At 70.4% G+C, this 18,606-nt stretch carries 10 protein-coding genes; 3 read left to right on the top strand and 7 right to left on the bottom strand.

The annotated features are described in order from the left end of the window. Positions 1-142 precede the first annotated feature (142 nt). Positions 143-1,969 carry an AMP-dependent synthetase/ligase gene (locus tag IOD14_RS13340; RefSeq protein ID WP_123994352.1) on the top strand — a complete coding sequence of 609 codons (1,827 nt, stop codon included), beginning with the start codon at positions 143-145 and terminating at the stop codon, positions 1,967-1,969. 36 nt (positions 1,970-2,005) lie between these two features. On the opposite strand, the gene IOD14_RS13335 is transcribed toward IOD14_RS13340, so the two are convergent. Genes IOD14_RS13335 through IOD14_RS13315 form a run of 5 tightly spaced genes read right to left on the bottom strand, consistent with a single transcriptional unit; the run spans position 2,006 to position 11,520 of the window. After that, positions 2,006-4,036 (bottom strand): PQQ-dependent sugar dehydrogenase, encoded by a 2,031-nt coding sequence (locus IOD14_RS13335; RefSeq protein ID WP_212670330.1) that lies wholly within the window; start codon positions 4,034-4,036, stop codon positions 2,006-2,008. A gap of 11 nt (positions 4,037-4,047) precedes the next feature. Beyond that, entirely contained in the window at positions 4,048-6,297 is a 2,250-nt protein-coding gene (locus tag IOD14_RS13330) for an alpha-galactosidase (protein ID WP_212670329.1), read from the bottom strand. Then, complete coding sequence (locus IOD14_RS13325) at positions 6,294-9,533, bottom strand: glycosyl hydrolase family 28 protein (protein ID WP_249125909.1); 3,240 nt, start codon at positions 9,531-9,533, stop codon at positions 6,294-6,296. The genes IOD14_RS13330 and IOD14_RS13325 overlap by 4 nt, the downstream gene beginning before the upstream one ends. Positions 9,534-9,545: 12 nt before the next feature. Further along, complete coding sequence (locus IOD14_RS13320; RefSeq protein ID WP_212670328.1) at positions 9,546-10,337, bottom strand: heparin lyase I family protein; 792 nt, start codon at positions 10,335-10,337, stop codon at positions 9,546-9,548. A 4-nt stretch (positions 10,338-10,341) separates the two neighbouring features. Continuing rightward, positions 10,342-11,520: a glycoside hydrolase family 88 protein gene (locus IOD14_RS13315; RefSeq protein ID WP_212670327.1), complete on the bottom strand. Its 1,179-nt coding sequence runs from the start codon at positions 11,518-11,520 to the stop codon at positions 10,342-10,344. A 257-nt stretch (positions 11,521-11,777) separates the two neighbouring features. Between IOD14_RS13315 and IOD14_RS13310 the strand changes: the two genes are divergently transcribed. Continuing rightward, entirely contained in the window at positions 11,778-12,653 is an 876-nt protein-coding gene (locus tag IOD14_RS13310) for an aldo/keto reductase (RefSeq protein WP_123994357.1), read from the top strand. A 79-nt stretch (positions 12,654-12,732) separates the two neighbouring features. On the opposite strand, the gene IOD14_RS13305 is transcribed toward IOD14_RS13310, so the two are convergent. Further along, complete coding sequence (locus IOD14_RS13305) at positions 12,733-13,434, bottom strand: SDR family oxidoreductase (protein ID WP_212670326.1); 702 nt, start codon at positions 13,432-13,434, stop codon at positions 12,733-12,735. A gap of 69 nt (positions 13,435-13,503) precedes the next feature. Next, positions 13,504-17,010, bottom strand: coding sequence for a PD40 domain-containing protein (locus IOD14_RS13300; protein WP_212670325.1), 3,507 nt, complete (start codon positions 17,008-17,010; stop codon positions 13,504-13,506). A gap of 210 nt (positions 17,011-17,220) precedes the next feature. On the opposite strand from IOD14_RS13300, the gene IOD14_RS13295 reads away from it, so the two are divergent. Next, the gene (locus IOD14_RS13295) at positions 17,221-18,606 is read left to right on the top strand and encodes a glycosyltransferase family 39 protein (RefSeq protein WP_249125908.1); all 1,386 of its coding nucleotides are present in this window, start codon (positions 17,221-17,223) and stop codon (positions 18,604-18,606) included.

The following is an 18,606-nucleotide window of genomic DNA, read 5'->3' as shown; positions in this document are numbered from 1 at the left end:
TGAGGGTATTTTCCGGTACTGACCAGGCCATACCTGAGCACCGCTCGGCTTCGGCCCCTCTCCCGTCGGATGCGTGGGTGGGGTAGCTTTCACGGCGCTGTGCGGAGCGTCACTGAGCGCCAGGGAGAGCGGGGAGCGGGGTTTGCGCGAGTTCACCAACCCTCCGTTGGCGTTGGCACCCCCGGTGGGCGGACTGGCCGACGTCGTCTTCGAGCATGCCCAGAACGACCCCGTGCACATCGCCCTCGGCCGCAAGGACGGGGACGGCCGGTGGCGGGACGTGACCTCCGCCGAGTTCCGTGACGAGGTCATGGCCCTCGCCAAGGGACTGCTCGCCCAGGGCATCCGCTTCGGCGACCGGGTCGCGATCATGTCCCGCACCCGCTACGAGTGGACGCTGTTCGACTTCGCGCTGTGGACGATCGGCGCACAGGTGGTGCCGGTCTATCCGACCTCCTCGGCCGAGCAGTGCTTCTGGGCGCTGTACGACGCCGAGTGCACGGCGGCGATCGTGGAGCACGAGGACCACGCGATGACGATCGCCACCGTCATCGACCGGCTGCCCCAGCTGCACCGGCTGTGGCAGCTGGACTCCGGCGCGGTGCAGGAGCTGTACGACGCCGGCACCGCCATCGAGGACGAGGTGGTGCACCGCCACCGGCAGGCGGTGACCCCGGACTCGGTCGCGACGATCATCTACACCTCGGGCACCACCGGCCGCCCCAAGGGCTGTGTGATCACCCACGGCAACTTCATGTACGAGGCGGACACCGTCATCGAGCGCTGGGAGCCGGTGTTCCACTCCAAGAAGGGCGACGAGGCGGCGACCCTGCTGTTCCTGCCGCTCGCGCACGTCTTCGGGCGGATGGTGCAGGTCGCGGCGATCCGCGGCAGGGTCCGCTTCGGCCATCAGCCGCAGATGAACGCGGCCGCCCTGCTGCCGGACCTCGCCGCGTTCAAGCCGACGTTCTTCCTCGGGGTGCCGTACATCTTCGAGAAGGTGTTCAACGCCTCCCGCCGCAAGGCCGAGAAGGAGGGCAAGGCCGGGCCGTTCGAGAAGGCCGTCGACGTGGCCGTGAAATACGCGGAGGCCATGGAGGCCAAGGCCTGGGGCATCGGGCCCGGCCCCTCGGCGGGGCTGCGGATGCAGCACCAGCTCTTCGACAAGCTCGTGTACTCCAAGATGCGGGCGGCGATGGGCGGCCGCATCAAGCAGGCCATGACCGGCGGTTCGGCCATGGACCGCAAACTGGGGCTGTTCTTCGCCGGCGCGGGTGTGCACATCTACGAGGGCTACGGCCTCACCGAGTCGACGGCGGCCGCCACCGCCAACCCGCCCGAGCGCACCCGCTACGGCACCGTCGGGCAGCCCATCCCGGGCATGACGGTCCACATCGCGGACGACGGCGAGATCTGGCTCTACGGCGCCAACATCTTCCAGGGGTACCTCAACAACGAGAAGGCCACCGACGAGACGCTGCACGACGGCTGGCTCGCCACCGGTGACCTCGGCTCCCTCGACGAGGACGGCTACCTCACCATCACCGGCCGCAAGAAGGAGATCCTGGTCACCTCCGGCGGCAAGAGCGTCTCCCCCGGTGTGCTGGAGGAGCGGGTGCGCGACCATCCGCTGGTCTCGCAGTGCATCGTGGTGGGCAACGACCGGCCCTACGTCGCCGCGCTGGTCACCCTCGACCAGGAGGCCGTCGAGCACTGGCTGGGGATGCGCGACAAGCCCCGGATGTCCCCGGCGCAGCTGGTACGGGACGCCGACCTGGAGACCGAGGTGCGGCGCGCGGTGGTCGCCGCCAACACCCTGGTCTCGCAGGCCGAGTCGATCCGCACCTTCCGTATCCTGGCACAGCCCTTCACCGAGGAGCACGGGCTGCTGACGCCGTCGCTCAAGCTCAAGCGCAAGGCGATCGAGACGGCGTACGCGAACGAGGTCGAGGCCCTGTACCGGGCCTGACGGCCTGTCACCCCGTTCCGTCGGCCTGACGGGCTGTCAGCTGATGGTCACGCGGAAGATCTTGTCCGATCCGTCCGCCGCTCCTCCGTTGTTGTCGCAGTTGGTGGTCGACAGCCACAGCTGGTCGGCGCCCGGCACCTTGGTGACCGTGCGCAGCCGGCCGTAGGTGCCCACGTAGTACGCGGTCGGCGTGCCGACGCTCTCGCTGTCCCCGGTGATCGGGATCCTCCACAGCCGCTCGCCGCGCAGGGAGGCCATGTAGACGACGTTGCGCACGATCGCGATGCCGCTCGGCGAGGCCTCCGAGACGTTCCAGGTGGCCTTCGGGTTGGTCATCCCCGCGGTGGAGCAGGCGCCCTCGCAGACCGGCCAGCCGTAGTTGGCGCCGGGCTTGATCAGGTTCAGTTCGTCCTTGGAGCTGTTGCCGAACTCCGCTTCCCACAGACGGCCGTTGCGGTCGAAGGCGAGGCCCTGCGGGTTGCGGTGGCCGAGGCTGTAGACGTAGGTGCCGAACGGGTTGCCGGGGGCCGGCCTGCCGTCGGTGGTCATGCGCAGGATCTTGCCGTTGAGGGAGCTCTTGTCCTGCGCCAGATCGGGCGTCTGGGCCTCTCCGGTGGAGACGTACAGGTAGCCGTCGGGGCCGAAGGCGAGGCGGCCGCCGTTGTGGTAGCGGTTCTTCTTGATGCCCTGCAGGAGGACCGTGTAGTCGCTCAGGGCGGTCCCGTCGTACGTCATGCGGACCACGCGGTTGCCCTCGGACGCGGTGTGCATGAAGTAGACGCGGTGGTTCGTCTCCCACTTCGGGTCGACGGCGACACCGAGCAGTCCGCCCTCGCCGTTGGTGGTGACGGCGTTCGGGACGGTCCCGACCTGCGTCTTCGTGCCCTCCTTGGTCACCTTCCAGACCCGGAAGTCGTCCCGCTCGGTGACCAGCGCGCTCTTGCCGTCGGGCAGCCAGAAGACGCCCCAGGGGATCGTCCAGCCCGAGGAGAGGGTGGCGACCGAGGACGGGACACCGCCGTCGGTGGCGCACGCCTTGGTGGTGAAGGTGACCGTGTTGCTCGGCGGGGAGACATTGCCGGCCGCGTCCCGGGCGACGACGTTCAGGCTGTACGGGCTGTTGCAGGCCAGCCCGGTCAACGTCGTCGAGGTGCCGGTGGTGACGGACTTGTAGACGGTGGTGTCACTGCGCACGTCGTAGCCGGCGACCGCCCGGTTGTCGGTGGAGGCACCCCAGCTCAGGGCGGCGCTGTTCGCCGTGACGTCCGCCGCGGACAGGGTGCCGGGCTTCGTCGGCGGGGTCGTGTCGGAGCTGGCCTTGGTGGTGCAGTCGACGACGGGGCTCGCCGGGGACGTGTTGCCGGCCGCGTCCCGGGCGATGACGGTGAGGTTGTAGGTGGTGCCGGGGGTGAGGCCGGTGAGCGCCTTGCTGGTCGAACTGCCGGGCGCCTCACCGATCTTGTTGCCGTGCTCGTAGAGGTCGTACGCCGTCACGCCCACGTTGTCGGTGGCGGCGCCCCACGCGAGCGTGAGTCCGTCCTCGCCGATGTCGGAGCAACTGGGCTGCCCGGGGCGGCTCGGGGCCTGGGAGTCGGTGGCGGCGGCGACGCCGATGCGGTCGAGGTTGGGACCGCCGCCCGCGGTGGTGGCGGTCGCGCGGATCTTGCCCGAGCCCGCGGTGAGCGGGACGTCGACGGTCCTGGTGGCCCAGGTGTTCCAGTCGGCGGTGGCCGGGAAGGAGACGGCGGGCGCGACGACCGTGCCGTTCACGGAGATGTCCATGGGGCGGTCGGTGGCGGTCCCGTTGGCGTAGCGGAAGGTGACGGCCGTGGTGCCCGCCGAGGCGGCGCTCACCGTGAACTCCACGTACGAGCCTATGACGTTGGTGTAGTCGACGAAGCCGGTGCCCGTGTAGCCGGTGTGGTTGGTGGCCACCGTGCCCTGCACGACGGTCGCGTCCTCCGCCTGGTAGTCGGTGGCCGCGAGCGCGCTGCCCTGGCTCAGGCCGGCGAGCGGCAGAGCGAGGGCGGCGGCGAGGCCGTAGGGCAGAAGTCTGTTTGTTTTCACGGTTGTTCCCCTCAGCCCGTGTACTGGGTGAAGACCTTGAGGTAGTCGTACGGCTGCTGCGTCACACCGCTGCACGAGTCGCCGTCGGTGCCCGAGGCGCAAGGGCGGTCGCGGTTGACGGACCAGTAGGTGAGGCGCCCGATGTGGTGCTGCTGGGCGTAGGCGAGCATGGTCCTGAAGTCGGCGACGCGGACGCGCTCACCGGAGTCGTCGGTCCTGCCGTTCATCGAGGACAGCCCGATGTGGGCGTAGGCGGTGGCGTCGCTGTAGCCGTACGCCGACTTGACCCGCGCCTTGAGCCCTTCCATGGCCTGCGTGGTCAGGGTGCCCATGTTCGTGGCGCCGCCGCCGAAGTCGAACGGCATGATGCACCACACGTCGTTCGCCAGGCCCGAGTTCGCCGCCCGCTTGATCATGTCGACGCCGGTGGCGTCGGGGCCGCTGGTCGTGGTGCCGAAGGTGATGACGGTCTTCAGGCCCGGGTTGTTCGCCTTGACCGTCTTCAGCGCGTCGACGACCCGCTGCCGTACGGTCGCGTTGGACCACTCGGTGTTCTCGATGTCGATGTCGAGGGCCTTCAGCCGGTAGGCGTTGATCACCTTCTGGTAGGCGCCGGCGAGCGCCGAGGCGCTGGAGCACTTCTCGCCGAGCTTGTTCCCGCTCCAGCCGCCGACGGAGACCATGACGTCACCGCCGGCGGATCTGATCGCGTCGATCCTCGACTGGTCGGTGCCGCCGGTCAGCGGGCGCGAGCCGTCCCACTTCGGGTTGCAGCCGCCGTCGGAGAGGATGAACGCGAGGGTGAACCACTTGACGCCGGTCGCCGACATCACCGAGGTGGGGTTCTGCGGGTTGCCCCAGCCGAGGTACTCGTAGGGGGCGACGGCCATGCCCGGTGAAGCCGCCGCGCTCTTCAGGGAGTTGACGGGCTTCACGCGGATCAGCCGGGTCTCGCCCGGGCGCAGGGTCGCGCTGTAGGAGTCCGCGATCACGCCCTTGTGCGAGCCGGACCACAGGTCGGTGACGTCACCGGAGCCGGAGAAGCCGACCTGCGACCAGTCCACGGCGACCGTCGCGTTGCCGGACGTACCGGTGTTGAACAGGGCCACCACGTACTGGCCGTCGCTCTCCTTCTTGCTCCAGACCTGCTTGACCCCGCTGTTCACGATCCGCTTGGCGGCGACGCCGTCCTGGTCGACCCCGATGAGGCGGTCGTTGGTCAGCATCGCCTTGTCGACCGGGTCGAGATCGGTCAGGTCGGTGCCGAGCAGCAGCGGTGAGGCGGCCATCGCCCAGAGGGTGAAGTGGGACCGGCGCTGGTCGGCGGTCAGGCCCACCCGGTCGCCGTTGCCGATCTCCAGGGAGTCGAGGTCGTTCCAGCCGCCCGGACCGGCGTGCGGCTGCCAGGAGGCCGCGGTGTTGAAGCGGGAGGAGACGTGCGACCAGTCGGTGAGCGGATAGCCGCTGCCGTTGTCACCGGGACCGCAGTAGCACTCCACGTCGCCCTGTGTGCGCCAGCTGTTCGCCAGCCTCTTCCAGGTGGAGGCGTCCGCGATCGGAAGGTTGTTGGACAGCGCGAAGTTGATCGGCCGTCCGGTGGAGCGCAGCGCCTTGTCCCATGCCTGGACGTCGGGGACGTCATGGCTGCCCACTCCGTCGATCTTGAGGTAGTCGACTCCCCAGGAGGCGAACTGCCGCGCCCAGGAGTTCACGAACTCCTGGGCACCCGGCTTCTGATAGTCGATGTAGTACATGTTCTTGCAGTTGTAGTTCTTCTCCGTCCTCGACGTGTCCGCGATGTCCTTCGCGTGGTACGAGGTCCCCTCGATCGGGGTGTTCTTGGTGACGGCGTTCTTGGCGATGCCGGGCGTCACGTAGAAGCCGAACTTCAGGCCCTTGGAGTGGACGTAGTCGGCCAGCGCCTTGATGCCGGACGGGAACTTGGCGGTGTCCACGGCCCAACGGCCGTAGGAGTCGACGACGAAGCCGTTGGAGTCGCACTTCTGCCAGAAGTCGTCGAGGTTGACGTAGGCGAAACCGTGGTTCTTGAGGCCACTGGCGACCAGCGCGTCGGCCTGCGCCTTGATCTTCGCCTCGGTCGGCGTGCGGCGCACGAAGCTCCAGCTGGACCAGCCCATGGCGGGCCGGACGGACTGGCCGTTGTCGGAGGCGGCCGCCGGTTGGGCGGTGCCCACGAGCGGTACCGTCGCGGCGAGGAGCAGGCCCGTCACCGTGGCCGTGAGCGATCTGATTCCGATCATGACTGTCCCCCGTTCGCGGGTGTGGCGTACGACGTGCCGATCCATGCCTCGTCGATCCGCAGCCGCTTGTAGCGGCTCGTGTCGGTGGCGGCGGCCCAGGTGGAGTCGACTTCGAGGCGGACGTAGCGGGCGTTGGCCGCGGTGAGGTCGATGCCCTGGATGCCGCGGCGGCTCGGCAGTTGGCCGGTCTTCACCGGGCTGCCCCAGGTGGAGCCGTCGGCGCTCAGATACACCTTGTAGTCCTTGATCCGCGCGGACTGCTCGGTGTCCGAGCGGGCGTAGGCCACGGAGTCCTCCCGCTGGTTGAGCCCGAGGTACTGGACCTTCTTCGAGCTGCCGAGGTCGAAGGTGAGGTTGACCGGGAGGGTCTTGTCGCTGTCCCAGTAGGTGCGGTGGTCACCGTCACCGGCGGCCGAGCCGGCATGTCCGCTCGCCGAGGCGCTCGCGCTCACCTTGACGCCGGTGAGGATGCCCTGGCGGCCGGCCGTGGTGACCTTGAACACCGTGTCGTACGGGTCCCAGGCGCCGAGGCCGGTGAGGGTGAGTACGCCGCCCGACTGCGACCACGAAACCGCTGCGCCCGTACGGAGGTTGGTGACCGACGCGACGCGGTAGCCGTTGTCGCGGATGCGCAGGGTGGACGTGCTGGGCGGGGTGAGGACATGGATGTACTGCCGGTCCGGGTCGCCCTTGGCGATGGTCGTGGCGCCGTACGCGCCGTCGTTCCAGGCGCCGGGTTTGAGGCCGCCGTACATGTAGCCACCGCCCTCGGTGCCGTGCAGGGATTCCCAGATCGGGTCCAGGTAGGAGTCGGCGAAGGTGTTGAAGGCGGTCTGGTTGGCCGGGAACTTGCCGTTGACCTGGGCGGTCTCCGCCATGAGCGCCTTCACCGACGAGCCCGCGTTGGTGATCAGGCGGCCGAGGGTGAGCGCGCGGTCGACGGACGGGTTCGAGCCGTCGTACCACCAGGCACCGCTCGACGGCAGCTTGAAGTCCGCCTCGGTGAGCCGGGGTTGGGAGGTGTAGACGGCCTGCGGGTAGTCGTACGCCGGTGTCATCCCCGTCTTCTGCTCATTGCTGATCATGTCCATGATCGGCGTGTCCTCGTTGTTGTTGCTGAGCGTGTAGTTCGGACGCTTCTCGTAGATCTGCCGGTAGAGGTCGTGGCTCTCCCAGTAGGCGTTGTCGTTGTCGATCCAGAAGCCGCCGAGCTCGGGATAGCGGTCCATGACCTCGAAGAAGTTGTCGTAACTGAACTGCCCGAAGCCGTCGTTGGTGGTCAGGTCGACGTTCTTGCCCTTGTAGGCGGAGTAGGCGGCCGAGTCGAGCCACTCGTGGCCGCCCTCGTCGTGCCACTGGGGGTCGTTGGTCATGTAGAGGACGACCTTCATCCCCTTGGCCTTGGCGGCCGTGATCAGCTCGCCGAGGAAGTCCCGCCGGGTGGAGCAGGATCCGGGGATCGCGGACGGCCAGGGGCGGGCGTAGCCGAGGCGGCTGTGGAAGGTGGCGAGGACCAGGTACTGGGTGTGCAGCTTCTGGGCCTCCTTCACCCAGTAGTCGGCGTTCCAGCCGCCGTTCGTGACGTCGCTCTCCCAGGCGGTGCAGCTGGTGTGGGCGGGCGCGGTGCGCAGGCCCCAGTGCAGGAACAGCCCTCCCACCGAGGCGCGGAGGAAATCCTGGCGGGGGTTCTCCAGATCCAGCGGTTCGACCGCCGTACCGCAGTCCTGGCCTCCCGAGATGCGCAGGGCGCCGCCGGACGTGTTGTGGCTGTCCGTGAGACAGCCGCCCGTGACGTTCTGGAAGCCCACGTCGAACGGGGAGCCGCCGCCTTTGCGCGCGGTGAAACGGGTGAGCCGGATGCCGTCGGCCGCGTCGGCGATGAACGCCGGGCGGCCGTCGTCCGCGGCGAACGTCACCGAACTGTCGGTGAAGCGGATGTCGTCGGCGTTGTGGAGGTACCAGCCGTAGGCCGGCCGGGTGCCGATGGCCTTGGGGTTGTAGTCCTTCGGGTCGTTGGCCGGCACACCGGTGGACATGGTGCCGTTGCCGCCCGGGACCGTGATGTCGACGTTGTCGAAGGTCACGCCCTTGATGCGGTGGCCGCTCTCGCCCCACAGGGTCGGGCTGAAGGACGGACTGCTGCCGGTGGCCGTGATGTCGTCGTACGTGATGTCGCTGATCGATCCGACACCGGGACTGTTGCCGCACCGCTTTCGGGTGCCGATCTTCTGCATGATCGGCGAGTGGACGTTCGTCATCGTGATGTCGCGGTAGTGGACGTCCGAGATCTTCGCGCCGTCCATCGACACCATGCCGAGCCCGGACTTGTCGGCGCCGTCGATGCGGATGTTCTCGAACCGGTAGTCCGAGAAGTCGCCGCAGGTCTCCGAGCCGAACATGAGGGCGTTGCAGCAACGGGCGGACAGAAAGCTGTCGTTGACGCGGACGTGGCCGTTGGAGAGCTTGGCGCCGAGGGCGTAGTCGCTCTTGAAGACCAGGGCGTCGTCGTTGGCCCTGATGTTCGCGTTCGTCACCGTGACGTCCGTCGTGGAGATGATGTTCCAGCCGTCGCGGTCGCTCGCGGTGTCGATGGTCAGGTGGTCCGAGATCACGTTCTTGCAGCCGTTGACGAGCGCCGCGAAGTGGCCGCCGCGGCGGAGGGTGAGGCCGTCGCCGATCGTGAGTCCGTCGCACCGGGTGAGGGAGATGATCTTGTCGGCCTCGCCGGACTTCGGGTTGCCGGTGATCAGGTTGCCCATGCCGTCGATGACGCCCTGGCCGACGAAGCCGATGTCGGTCAGCCGGTCGCCGTGGATCATCGCGTTGTGGAAGTGGCTGTGCCCGTAGTCCTGGTAGGCGTCGTACGGATTGGACTCGGCCTTGTCGTAGGTGTCGGCGCCGGAGCCCTGGAGGGTGGCGCCCTTGTCGAGCTGGAGCGTCACATGGCTCTTCATGTGGATGGTGTTCTTCGACCTGTAGTCACCGGGCGGGAAGCGGACGACTCCGCCGTCCGCCGCCGAACTCGCCGCGTTGATCGCCTTGTTGACGGCGGGTGTGTCGTTGGCGGAGCCGTCTCCCTTGGCTCCGTAGTCGCGTACGTCGAAGACGGCGGCGGCCCGGGGCGGGTCCTGCGGGGCCGGGGCCGCCGGGTGACCGAGCCCGAGGACGACGGCGAGGACGAGGAGGACGATCGCCGCTGCCCGGGAGCGGAAGCGTGGGTCGGTGGGGGGTTTCAAGATGACGGCTCCTCAGACGAGTTGGTAGCCGCGCAGGTTGGTGAGCAGCAGGTAGGTGTTCTGGAGGGAGCCGGAGGTGTCGCCGAGGGAGCGGTAGATGCCCCATTTGGGGCGGACGCGGTCGGCCAGGAAGGTGTCGACACCGGTCTTGGACGCGTCGACGACGGTCGAGCCGCCGGACTTCAGGATCCAGCGGACCGAACCCGACGAGCCGTCCCCGACCTTGATCTGGAAGTCGACGTCGGTCCACTTGTCGTGCAGCGGTTCCAGGTCGGTGCGGCCGACGAGGATGTCGTCGATGGCGAGCTTCAGCTCGATGGTCTGCCGGCCGTTCACCCGGCGCAGGGACTGCACGACGATCGGCGAGGTGCCGCTGCCGGGCTGCTTCATCTGCATGATGTGGGTGAAGGTCGTGGTCGCCTTCAGGGAGCTCGGGATGTACATCGAGTAGGTGAGCCGCCAGGTCTGGCCCTTCGTCCACTTCAGGTAGTTGCCGCCGCTGCCGTTGCGCAGCCCGGTGACCTCCTGGCGCTGGCGGTCGGTGGAGGTGTCACGGTCGACGGTGTGCATGTCGAAGCGCCAGTTGTTGCCGGTGGCGTAGATGTGCGGCTGTCCGGCGGAGTGCGAGTCGGCGCGGTCGTCCTCGATCGTCTCGAAGGCGCCGAGGCCGTCGCCGCTCGCGGAGGGGGCCCACTTCTGCTGCCAGGAGGCGGCGTGGGCGGTGGTCGCCTGCGGCAGACCGACCGCGGCCGCCGTGGCCCCGCCCAGCGCGGCACCCAGCAGCGCCCGTCGTGATGTGCTCATGACACTAATCACCTCGCAGTTGTTCGTTCATGATCAGGAACGCGCCCAGGCCGTGGAAGTCGTTGGTGGCCCGGGTCCGGGCGACGTAGTACGCGTAGTCGCCGACGTTGGTGCCGATGGAGATGTCGGCGAGGTCGGTGCGTCCGTCGGAGCCGACCGAGAGCCTGGCGAGCACGCCCTGGTAGCCGCGGTGTGCGACGGCCCGGAAATGCTGGTCCAGGTATCCCTGCTGGGCGCCGCGCGAGAGGGCGTAGGTGAACATGCTGGAGCAGGACGTCTCGGTCCAGTTGTCGCTCCGTCCGCCCTTGTCGATCACCTGGAACCAGCGGCCGGTCGCCGGGTCCTGGTACTTCTCCAGGCCGGCCGCCAGCTTCCGCAGGATCGCGAGGAGCCGGGGCCGACGGGGCTGGTCCGCCGGGACGGCGTCGAGGACGTCGACGAGCGCCATGGAGTACCAGCCGACCGCCCGGCACCAGTGCTCGGGGGCGAGCCCGGTCTCCGGATCGGCCCAGCTCACGCTCCTCGACTCGTCGTAGGCGTGCCTCAGCAGCCCGTTGGCGACCTGGAGATGGCCTCCGTACACGGCGAGCTGCCGCACCGCCTCGGCGTCCGTGCCCCCGCTCCCGCCGAACTCCTCGCCGTACTCGACGAGGAACGGGTTCACCATGTAGACGCCGTCCGCCCAGAGCTGGTGGGCGCGGCTCGCGGTGTCGGCGTGCCAGAAGCCGCCGTCCTCCGTGCGCGGATACGTGGCGAGACGGTCGAGGATCTTGCGCGCGGCCGTGCGGTAGCGGGCCTCGCCCGTCTCGTGGTGGAGGATCACCAGCAGCCGGCCCGCCTGCATGCTGTCCAGGCTGTTGAACGACTGGCCGATGGAACCGTCCTCGCCGACGAATCGGTCGACATAGCTCTTGATGTACGCGAGGTAGCGGGCGTCGTGCGTGCGCCGGTAGGTGAGGTACTGGCCGTAGAGGTACAGGCCGACCGGGTAGGACCAGCCGCCGATGGTGCTCGGCGTGTAGCGGGCCATGGTGGAGTCGACCACGGCGACGGACCAGTCCCGGTCCGGACGCGGATCGGCGAAGGGGCCGGTGGGCGGGGGTGCGGCGGCCGGCAGGGCGACCAGGGTCGCGGCGGCGAGTGCAAGGGTCGTCAGAGCTGCGCGAAGACGACGGCGTCTCATGTTCCTCCCTCTCCGTGAGCCAGGAGACACGGGAAACATCGGATGAAAGCCAACGCACGTTCATATCCATGAACTGAGTTCAGGATTCCGCCCGTTCGGCGCGATCCAGAGTCGCGGCAGGACCGTGAGTGGTCAATGGTCTGTACCGAAGAGGTCGGATGCATTTCCGGCCAATTTCGGCCATCGCCTGCTGACCGGCGGGTCAGTTCGGACGGATTCCGCCGTCAGGAATGCATCGCGGCTCGTGATCGTTGACGATGGGAGTACCACCTGACGACAACCGTAAGGATCAAGAGCTCGTGAGCAAGGTCCCCCCGATCATCCTCAACAACGGCGTCGAGATGCCCCAGCTGGGTTTCGGCGTCTGGCAGGTGCCGGACGACGAGGCTGAGCGCGCGGTCGCCACGGCGCTCGAGGCCGGGTACCGCAGCATCGACACAGCGGCGATCTACGGCAATGAAGTGGGCACCGGCAAGGCCGTCGCCTCGTCCGGAGTGGCCCGTGAGGACATCTTCGTCACCACCAAGCTCTGGAACAGCGACCAGGGCTACGACTCGACCCTGCGCGCCTTCGACACCTCGCTGGAGAAGCTCGGCCTGGACTACGTGGACCTGTACCTGATCCACTGGCCCACGCCCGCCCGCGACCTGTACGTCGACACCTACAAGGCGTTCGAGAAGCTGCACGCCGACGGCCGGATCCGCGCCATCGGTGTCTCCAACTTCGAACCCGACCACCTGGAGCGGCTGATCGCCGAGACGTCCGTCGTCCCGGCCGTCAACCAGATCGAGCTGCACCCGCACCTCCAGCAGCACGCGGCCCGCGAGTACCACGCGGAGCAGGGCATCGCCACCGAGGCCTGGTCGCCGCTCGGCTCCGGCAAGGGCCTCCTTGAGGTCCCGGCGATCGTGGCCATCGCCCAGAAGCACGGCCGCACCCCGGCCCAGGTCGTGCTGCGCTGGCACCTCCAGCTCGGCAATGTCGTGATCCCCAAGTCCGTGACCCCGTCCCGGATCAAGGAGAACATCGAGGTCTTCGACTTCAGCCTGGACACCGAGGACCTGGCGGCGATCAGCGCGCTCAACGAGGACCGGCGCACCGGCCCGGACCCGTCGACGTTCAACGCCGCCTGACGGCACACCGGTTCGGCCGGCGGTGCGTCCCCCACGCCTGGGGACGCACCGCCGGCCGTCGTGCGTTCGGCGCCGTCCGTCAGACGGGCTGCCCGATCGGCCGTACCACGACCGTGTTGATGTCGACGCCCTCCGGCTGCCGTACGGCCCACACGACCGAGTCGGCGATCTGGTCGGCGGTGAGCAGGTGGCCGGGCGGCAGGCTGCCGTAGCTGTCCCAGAACGGTGTCTCCACACGGCCGGGTGCGACCAGGGTGACGCCGACGCCGAACTCGGTCACCTCACGGCGGGCGTTCTCGGCGAGCCCGGTCACCGCCCACTTCGTCGCCCCGTAGATGTTGCCGGGCCCGTGGATGAACCCGGCGACGCTGCCGATCAGCACGATCCGGCCGCGGGTCTCCTTGAGCGCGTCGATGGAGGCGCGGATGAGGAGGGCGGGGCCGAGCACATTGGTCAGCACCATCTCGGTCCACCCGGCGGGGTCTCCCCCGGCGACCGTGTCGTGGGTGGCGAAGCCCGCGTTGGCGACGACCGTGTCCAGCCTGCCGAACTCCTTGATCGTGCCGTCGACCGCGGCCTTGATGTCGCCGTACTCGGCGGCGTTGCCGACGAACGTCAACAGGCCCTCCGGGTCGCCGAGTTCCTCGGCGAAGGCGCGCAGCCGCGGCTCGCCGCGCCCGGTGACGGCCACCCGGTGCCCCGCGTCGAGCAGTTGCCGCGCCACCGCGGCGCCGATACCGCTGCCGCCGCCGGTGATGAGCGCGACCGGTGAGTCGGACATGGCTTCCCCCTGTGTTCCTCTGTCATCTCGTGGACGGCAGGGAGTACATCAGTTGGAGCTTTCTCGAAGTCAAGTGCCGCAGGTGCGGCGGTGGTCGGCCGAGGGGAACCAGCGCCGCCACTCCGCCGCCGACAGACCTCTCGACACCCTGGCGCACACCGCCCGCGCGGACAGGTCCGGGGACAACGCAGCCGTCCTGTCGGCGAGATGGGGAGTGGCGATGTGCAACTCGGTGCCGTCCGGGGCGAATCCGAGGGCGAGCGTCGGAACGTCCCCGGCCGGGAGGGTCGCGGGCGGCAGAGCGGGCGTGGCCGTCTCCCACACGTCCACCGAGCCGTCGGGGTCGCTCGCGGCCACCAGCGAGCCGTCGGCGGAGAAGCCGAGCGCCGGTTCGTGCCGGTTGGAGCCGCCGCCGCGCAGCACGGCCAGCCTGCGCCAGCTGTGCGCGTCCCACAGGGTGACGCGGCCGCGGACGTCGGCGACGGCGAGGCGACGGCCGTCCGGGCTGAAGGCGCCCTCCGTGAGGTAGTCCTCCCCCTTGACGCCCTTGCCGCCCTTGCCGCCCTCGGGCCGTTTGCCCGTGGTGACGCTGACGAGCGTCCCCTGTGAGGTCAGCGCGGTGCGGCCGGTCGGGTCCACGGTGACGGTGGACTCCCGGCCCACGACCGGTGCCTCTCTGGCCCGCACCGGCCGGCCACGCCCGTCGAAGGCGGCGTCCCGCGCGGCCCGGTCCCGCCAGGCGGTGCCCGTCAGTCCCTGGAGCGAGAGGGTGTGCACCGAACTGGTCCGCCCCTGTTCGCGGTAGCGCAGCACGCCCGCGTCGAGGTCCAGCCGCAGGTCTCCCACCGCCGACGACGCGACCGGGAAGGTGAGCAGGGGCTCGCGCCCGCTGTCGTCGGCGGGGTCCGGCAGGCCGGGGCGCCACAGCGCGATGCCGCCCGGGGTCCAGGTCAGGGCGTAGTCGTCGGCGAACCTCAGGTACCCGCTGCCGGTCAGGGGCAGCCGGGGCCGTTCGCGTCCGGTCCGCAGGTCCCAGGTCACGATCCCCGCGTCGGTACTGGCGGCCACGCCCCTGCTGTCGGCGGTGAAGGCGAGTTCGTCGCTCCGGCACAGGGCACCGCCGGTGGCGGCGGGCACCGTGGTGAGGGCGGGGCGCGGCTCACGGGTGTCGAGGACGCGCAGCCGCCCGCCGTGGTCCGTGCACCAGGCGAGGTAGCGGCCGTCGGGGCTCTGCGCGGGCAACGCGCCGTCGTCGCTGCCGCGTTCGTACCGCAAACGCATCCGCTGCCGCGTCACGTCCCACATCTCCAGTGTGGCCCGCGAGTCGGTCGCGCCGTGGACCAGGCGCCGTACGAGCAGGCTGCGCCCGTCCTGCGCGAACGCCACGTCGGTGTCCCGCCACGAGCCGATCGGCAGCCGGTACGTCCTTCCGTCCGCGAGCCCGTCGACCAGCAGACCGGTGCCCTCGGGAGCCATCCGGGCGACGAACCGGCCGTCCTCGCTGACGTCGGTCACCCACTCGGACACCCCCTTGATCTTCACCGACCTCAGTCGGCGGTGTCCCGGTACGTCCCACTGGACGACCTTGTCGCGCACCACCGTCGTCAGGATCCTTCCGTCGCGGCTGAGCCAGGAGGGCGCGTTCAGGGCCAGGGCGTCGCCCTCCTCGGGCTCGGTGAACACGTCCCGTTCGCTCTGTGCGGCGGCGGTGCGCAGGGCCTGCCGGGTCTCGGGCAGGTCCGCGGTCCGCCACGCGGCCAGGGCCAGCCGCATCGCGGTGCGCGGGTCGCCCTCGCGCACCGTGTCCACGAGGGCGGCGGCCCGGCGGGCCTCGGCCTCGTCGCGCTGCCGTGCGCTGATCCCGCTCTGCCGCCAGGCGGCCGCGCCCGCGACCACGGCGAGCACCAGCAGAACGGCGAGCGCCCCGGTCAGGGCACGCAGTCGGCGGGCGGCACGGGTCGCGGCACGGCGGCCTTGTTCGTACGCCCCGACGCTCGCGGCCAGGAAGTCGCGTTCGAGCCGGTTCAGTTCACCGGTGCCACCGCCGTCGCCACGATCGCCGCCGTCGCCACGGACACCGCCGCCACCCTCGCCACGATCGCCGCCGTCGCCACGGACACCGCCGCCACCCTCGCCGACGCCACCGCCGAAGGTCTCGCGAGCCCGTGTCAGCCGCGTACCCCGGTAGAGGGCGCCCGGGTCTCGCCCCAACGCGTCCCAGATGAGGACCGCTTCGGTGAGCGCGCGGTGCAGGCGCAGCCGTTCGCGGTCCTCGTCCAGCCAGCCGCGCAGCCGGGGCCAGGCGCCCAGGAGCGCCTCGTGGGCGAGGTCGACGGTGCCGCCGTCGACCGTCAGCAGCCGGTTGCGGACGAGGAGTTCCAGGACGCGGGCCGTCGTCGCGTCCGCGTCGAGTTCCGCGCGGTCCACCGGCCGCCGGGTGTCCTCGGTGCCGTCACCGGGGTGCACCATCCGCAGCAGCAGGCGGCGCAGTGCGGCGGCCTCGGCCGGGGTGCACCGGTCGTGCACGGCCTCCGCGGTGTGTGCGACGGCGCCGTGGACCCCTCCGACGGCCTCGTAGGCGGCGAGGGTGAGCGTCTTGCCGGTGCGTCTGCGCCAGACCTCCCGCAGCGCGTGGGCCATCAGCGGCAGTCCGCCCGGTTCACCGGCCACGTCCGCCACGATCCGCGCGGTCAACGCCCGTTCCACGACCAGCCTTCGGGCGGCGGCCGGACGGACCACGGCCTCCCGGAGCGCGCTCGGCGGCATCGGTCCGACGAGCAGCGTGGAGTCGAGCAACGCCTCGGCGAGCGGCCCGTGTTCGGCGCACCGGCCGTAGAAGTCGGCCCGGACGGCGATCACCGTGCGCAGCCGCGACGCCGGGTCCGTCGCGGTGAGCAACTCCTCGATGAATGCGGCGCGTTCACCGGTGTCGGCGCAGAGCGTGAAGATCTCCTCGAACTGGTCGACGACGAGGAGGGTGTCGCCCGGGCCGTTGTGCGGGGTGAAGAGGGCCCGGTGGGTGCGGAGGGGGTGGGGGCCGGGGGTGAGGAGACGGATGGCGGCGAGGCCGGGGCTCGTGTGCGGCGGGGTTTCCCGCAGCGCGGGTATCAGACCCGCCCGCAGCAGCGACGACTTGCCGCTTCCGCTGGCCCCGACGACCGCCACGACCCTCTTCCGGCCGGTGAGTGCGGCGAGTTCGGCGATCAGCTCGTCTCGGCCGTGGAAGTGCTCTCCGTCCCCCGTCTCGAAGCGGGCGAGTCCGGGATAGGGACTGTCCTCGTCCTCGCCCTCCTCGCCGACCCGCGCGGCGGCCGACTCGGCGGAAGCCTCCCGCCAGCGCCCCTCCCACTCAACCGGATCGCCTCCGCACGCGGTGACGTAGGCGAGGAGCACCGCGAGGGTCGGCAGCCGTTCTCCGGCCGCGGCGGCGGAGAGGGTGGGCGCCGAATAGCCGGCCCTGGCTGCCATGGCGCGGTAGGTCGGGGCGCCCGCCTCGTCGCGCAGCTTGCGCAGCTCGTACGCGAAGCGCTGCACGACCCCCGCCCCCGGATCAAGCGGCTTCTCCCTGCGCCCCATGCGCATCTCCCCCCTCGTTCACGGCCGCCCCGGACGCCGACAACCGCTCCCGCGAATTGATGGGCACGCCGGTTCGGGGCTGCCCAACAATCCGCCGGCCTCTGAACTCGTCGGTGCACGCCCGCTCCTCGGGCCCCGCGCTTCCGCCTCGCACCGGAGTCAGCCATCGCCACCACACACTCACCAGGACCCCTGCAGCGGCGGGTCCGGTTGCCATCCTCGCCGTCCGGACCCGCGCGCGCCGCGCTCCCCTGGCACGCGCTGTGCCCTGCCGCCCTCTCGCTCGTCCTCGGTCTGTGGGGCATCCGGCGCGGCGGCAGCATCTGGCGGGACGAGGTGGTGACGTACGACATGGCCGGGCGCTCCCTGCCCGACCTGTGGCGGGCGCTGGGCGACGCCGACGCCGTGCACGGCCTGTACTACCTGTTCATGCACGCCCTGTTCCGGCTGTTCGGCGGGGCGGACCCCTTGCTCGTGCTCCGGCTGCCGTCGGTCCTGGCGACCGCGGCGGCGGCCGCCGCGCTCGCCCTGCTGGGCCGGCGCCTCGCCGGACCGCGCGCGGGCCTGCTGGCCGGCCTCGCCTTCTCGGTGCTGCCGCCGGTCCAGCGGTACGCGCAGGAGGGCCGCTCCTACGCCGTGGTCTGTGCGCTGGTCGTCTGGGCGACGTATCTGCTGCTGCGGGCGGCGGACCGTCGCACGCCCGGCGCCTGGACGGCGTACGGCACGGTCCTGCTCACCGCGTGTCTGCTGCACGAGTTCGCGGTGCTGGCGCTGCCCGGGCAGCTGGCGGCCCTGCGGCGCCCGGCCCGCCGCCCCGCCCTGCGCGTGGGCCTCGCGGTCTGCGCCGGCATGGCTCCCCTGGCCGTGCTGAGCACGCGCCAGTCGGACCAGGTGTCGTGGATCGGCGGCCCGGACGCGGGCGCGCTGCTGGGTTTCGCCGCGATGAGCGCACTGGCCCTGGCCTGCGCCGTCCCGCTCCGGGGCACCCTCCTGCCCCGCCTGGCCCTGCCCCTGACGGTCCTGCCCGCGCTGACCCTGCTCCTGCTGACCCCGCTCAAGCCCCTCTACGTGGACCGCTATGTCCTCTACGGCCACGCGGGCACGGCCCTCCTGATCGGCGCGGTCCTCGACCGCCTCGGCCGGAACCGGGCCCTCGCCCTCGCCGCGGCCGCGCTGCTCGCGCTGCTGCCGGTCGCCCTCCAGCTGCGCACCCCGCAGAGCCGTACCGACGACGCCACCGCCGTCGCACGAGCGCTGAGCACCACACGCGCGGACTGCGTCCTCTACCTGCCCTCTCGTCGCCGCGTGTGGTCACTGGCCGACCCGGACTCGGTCCGGCGACTGCGCGACGTGGCCCTGGACCTCGGCCCGGCGGAGTCGGGAACGCTGTACGGCAGGGAGGCCTCCGCCCCGGCGATCCGCGCCCGGATGCTGGCGACGGAACGGATCGTCGCCGTCAGTGATCCAGCGGGTCAACCCCTGGACGAGACACCTCAGGAGAGAACGAAACGACGGGTACTGGCCGACCGCTTCACACCCGTCCGTGTCCGGCACGTCCAGGGCACCTTGATCACCGAGTACGTCCGCGTCCCTTGA

This window comes from Streptomyces sp. A2-16, assembly GCF_018128905.1.
Classification (GTDB): domain Bacteria; phylum Actinomycetota; class Actinomycetes; order Streptomycetales; family Streptomycetaceae; genus Streptomyces.
This window is presented reverse-complemented; position numbering and strand designations above follow the sequence as displayed.

Excerpts from the sequence above, each read along its gene's own strand:
- IOD14_RS13330 (WP_212670329.1), bottom strand. The coding sequence starts at position 6,297 with ATGATCGGAATCAGATCGCTCACGGCCACGGTGACGGGCCTGCTCCTC.
- IOD14_RS13320 (WP_212670328.1), bottom strand. The coding sequence starts at position 10,337 with ATGAGCACATCACGACGGGCGCTGCTGGGTGCCGCGCTGGGCGGGGCC.
- IOD14_RS13315 (WP_212670327.1), bottom strand. The coding sequence starts at position 11,520 with ATGAGACGCCGTCGTCTTCGCGCAGCTCTGACGACCCTTGCACTCGCC.
- IOD14_RS13310 (WP_123994357.1), top strand. The coding sequence starts at position 11,778 with ATGGGAGTACCACCTGACGACAACCGTAAGGATCAAGAGCTCGTGAGC.
- IOD14_RS13305 (WP_212670326.1), bottom strand. The coding sequence starts at position 13,434 with ATGTCCGACTCACCGGTCGCGCTCATCACCGGCGGCGGCAGCGGTATC.
- IOD14_RS13300 (WP_212670325.1), bottom strand. The coding sequence starts at position 17,010 with ATGGGGCGCAGGGAGAAGCCGCTTGATCCGGGGGCGGGGGTCGTGCAG.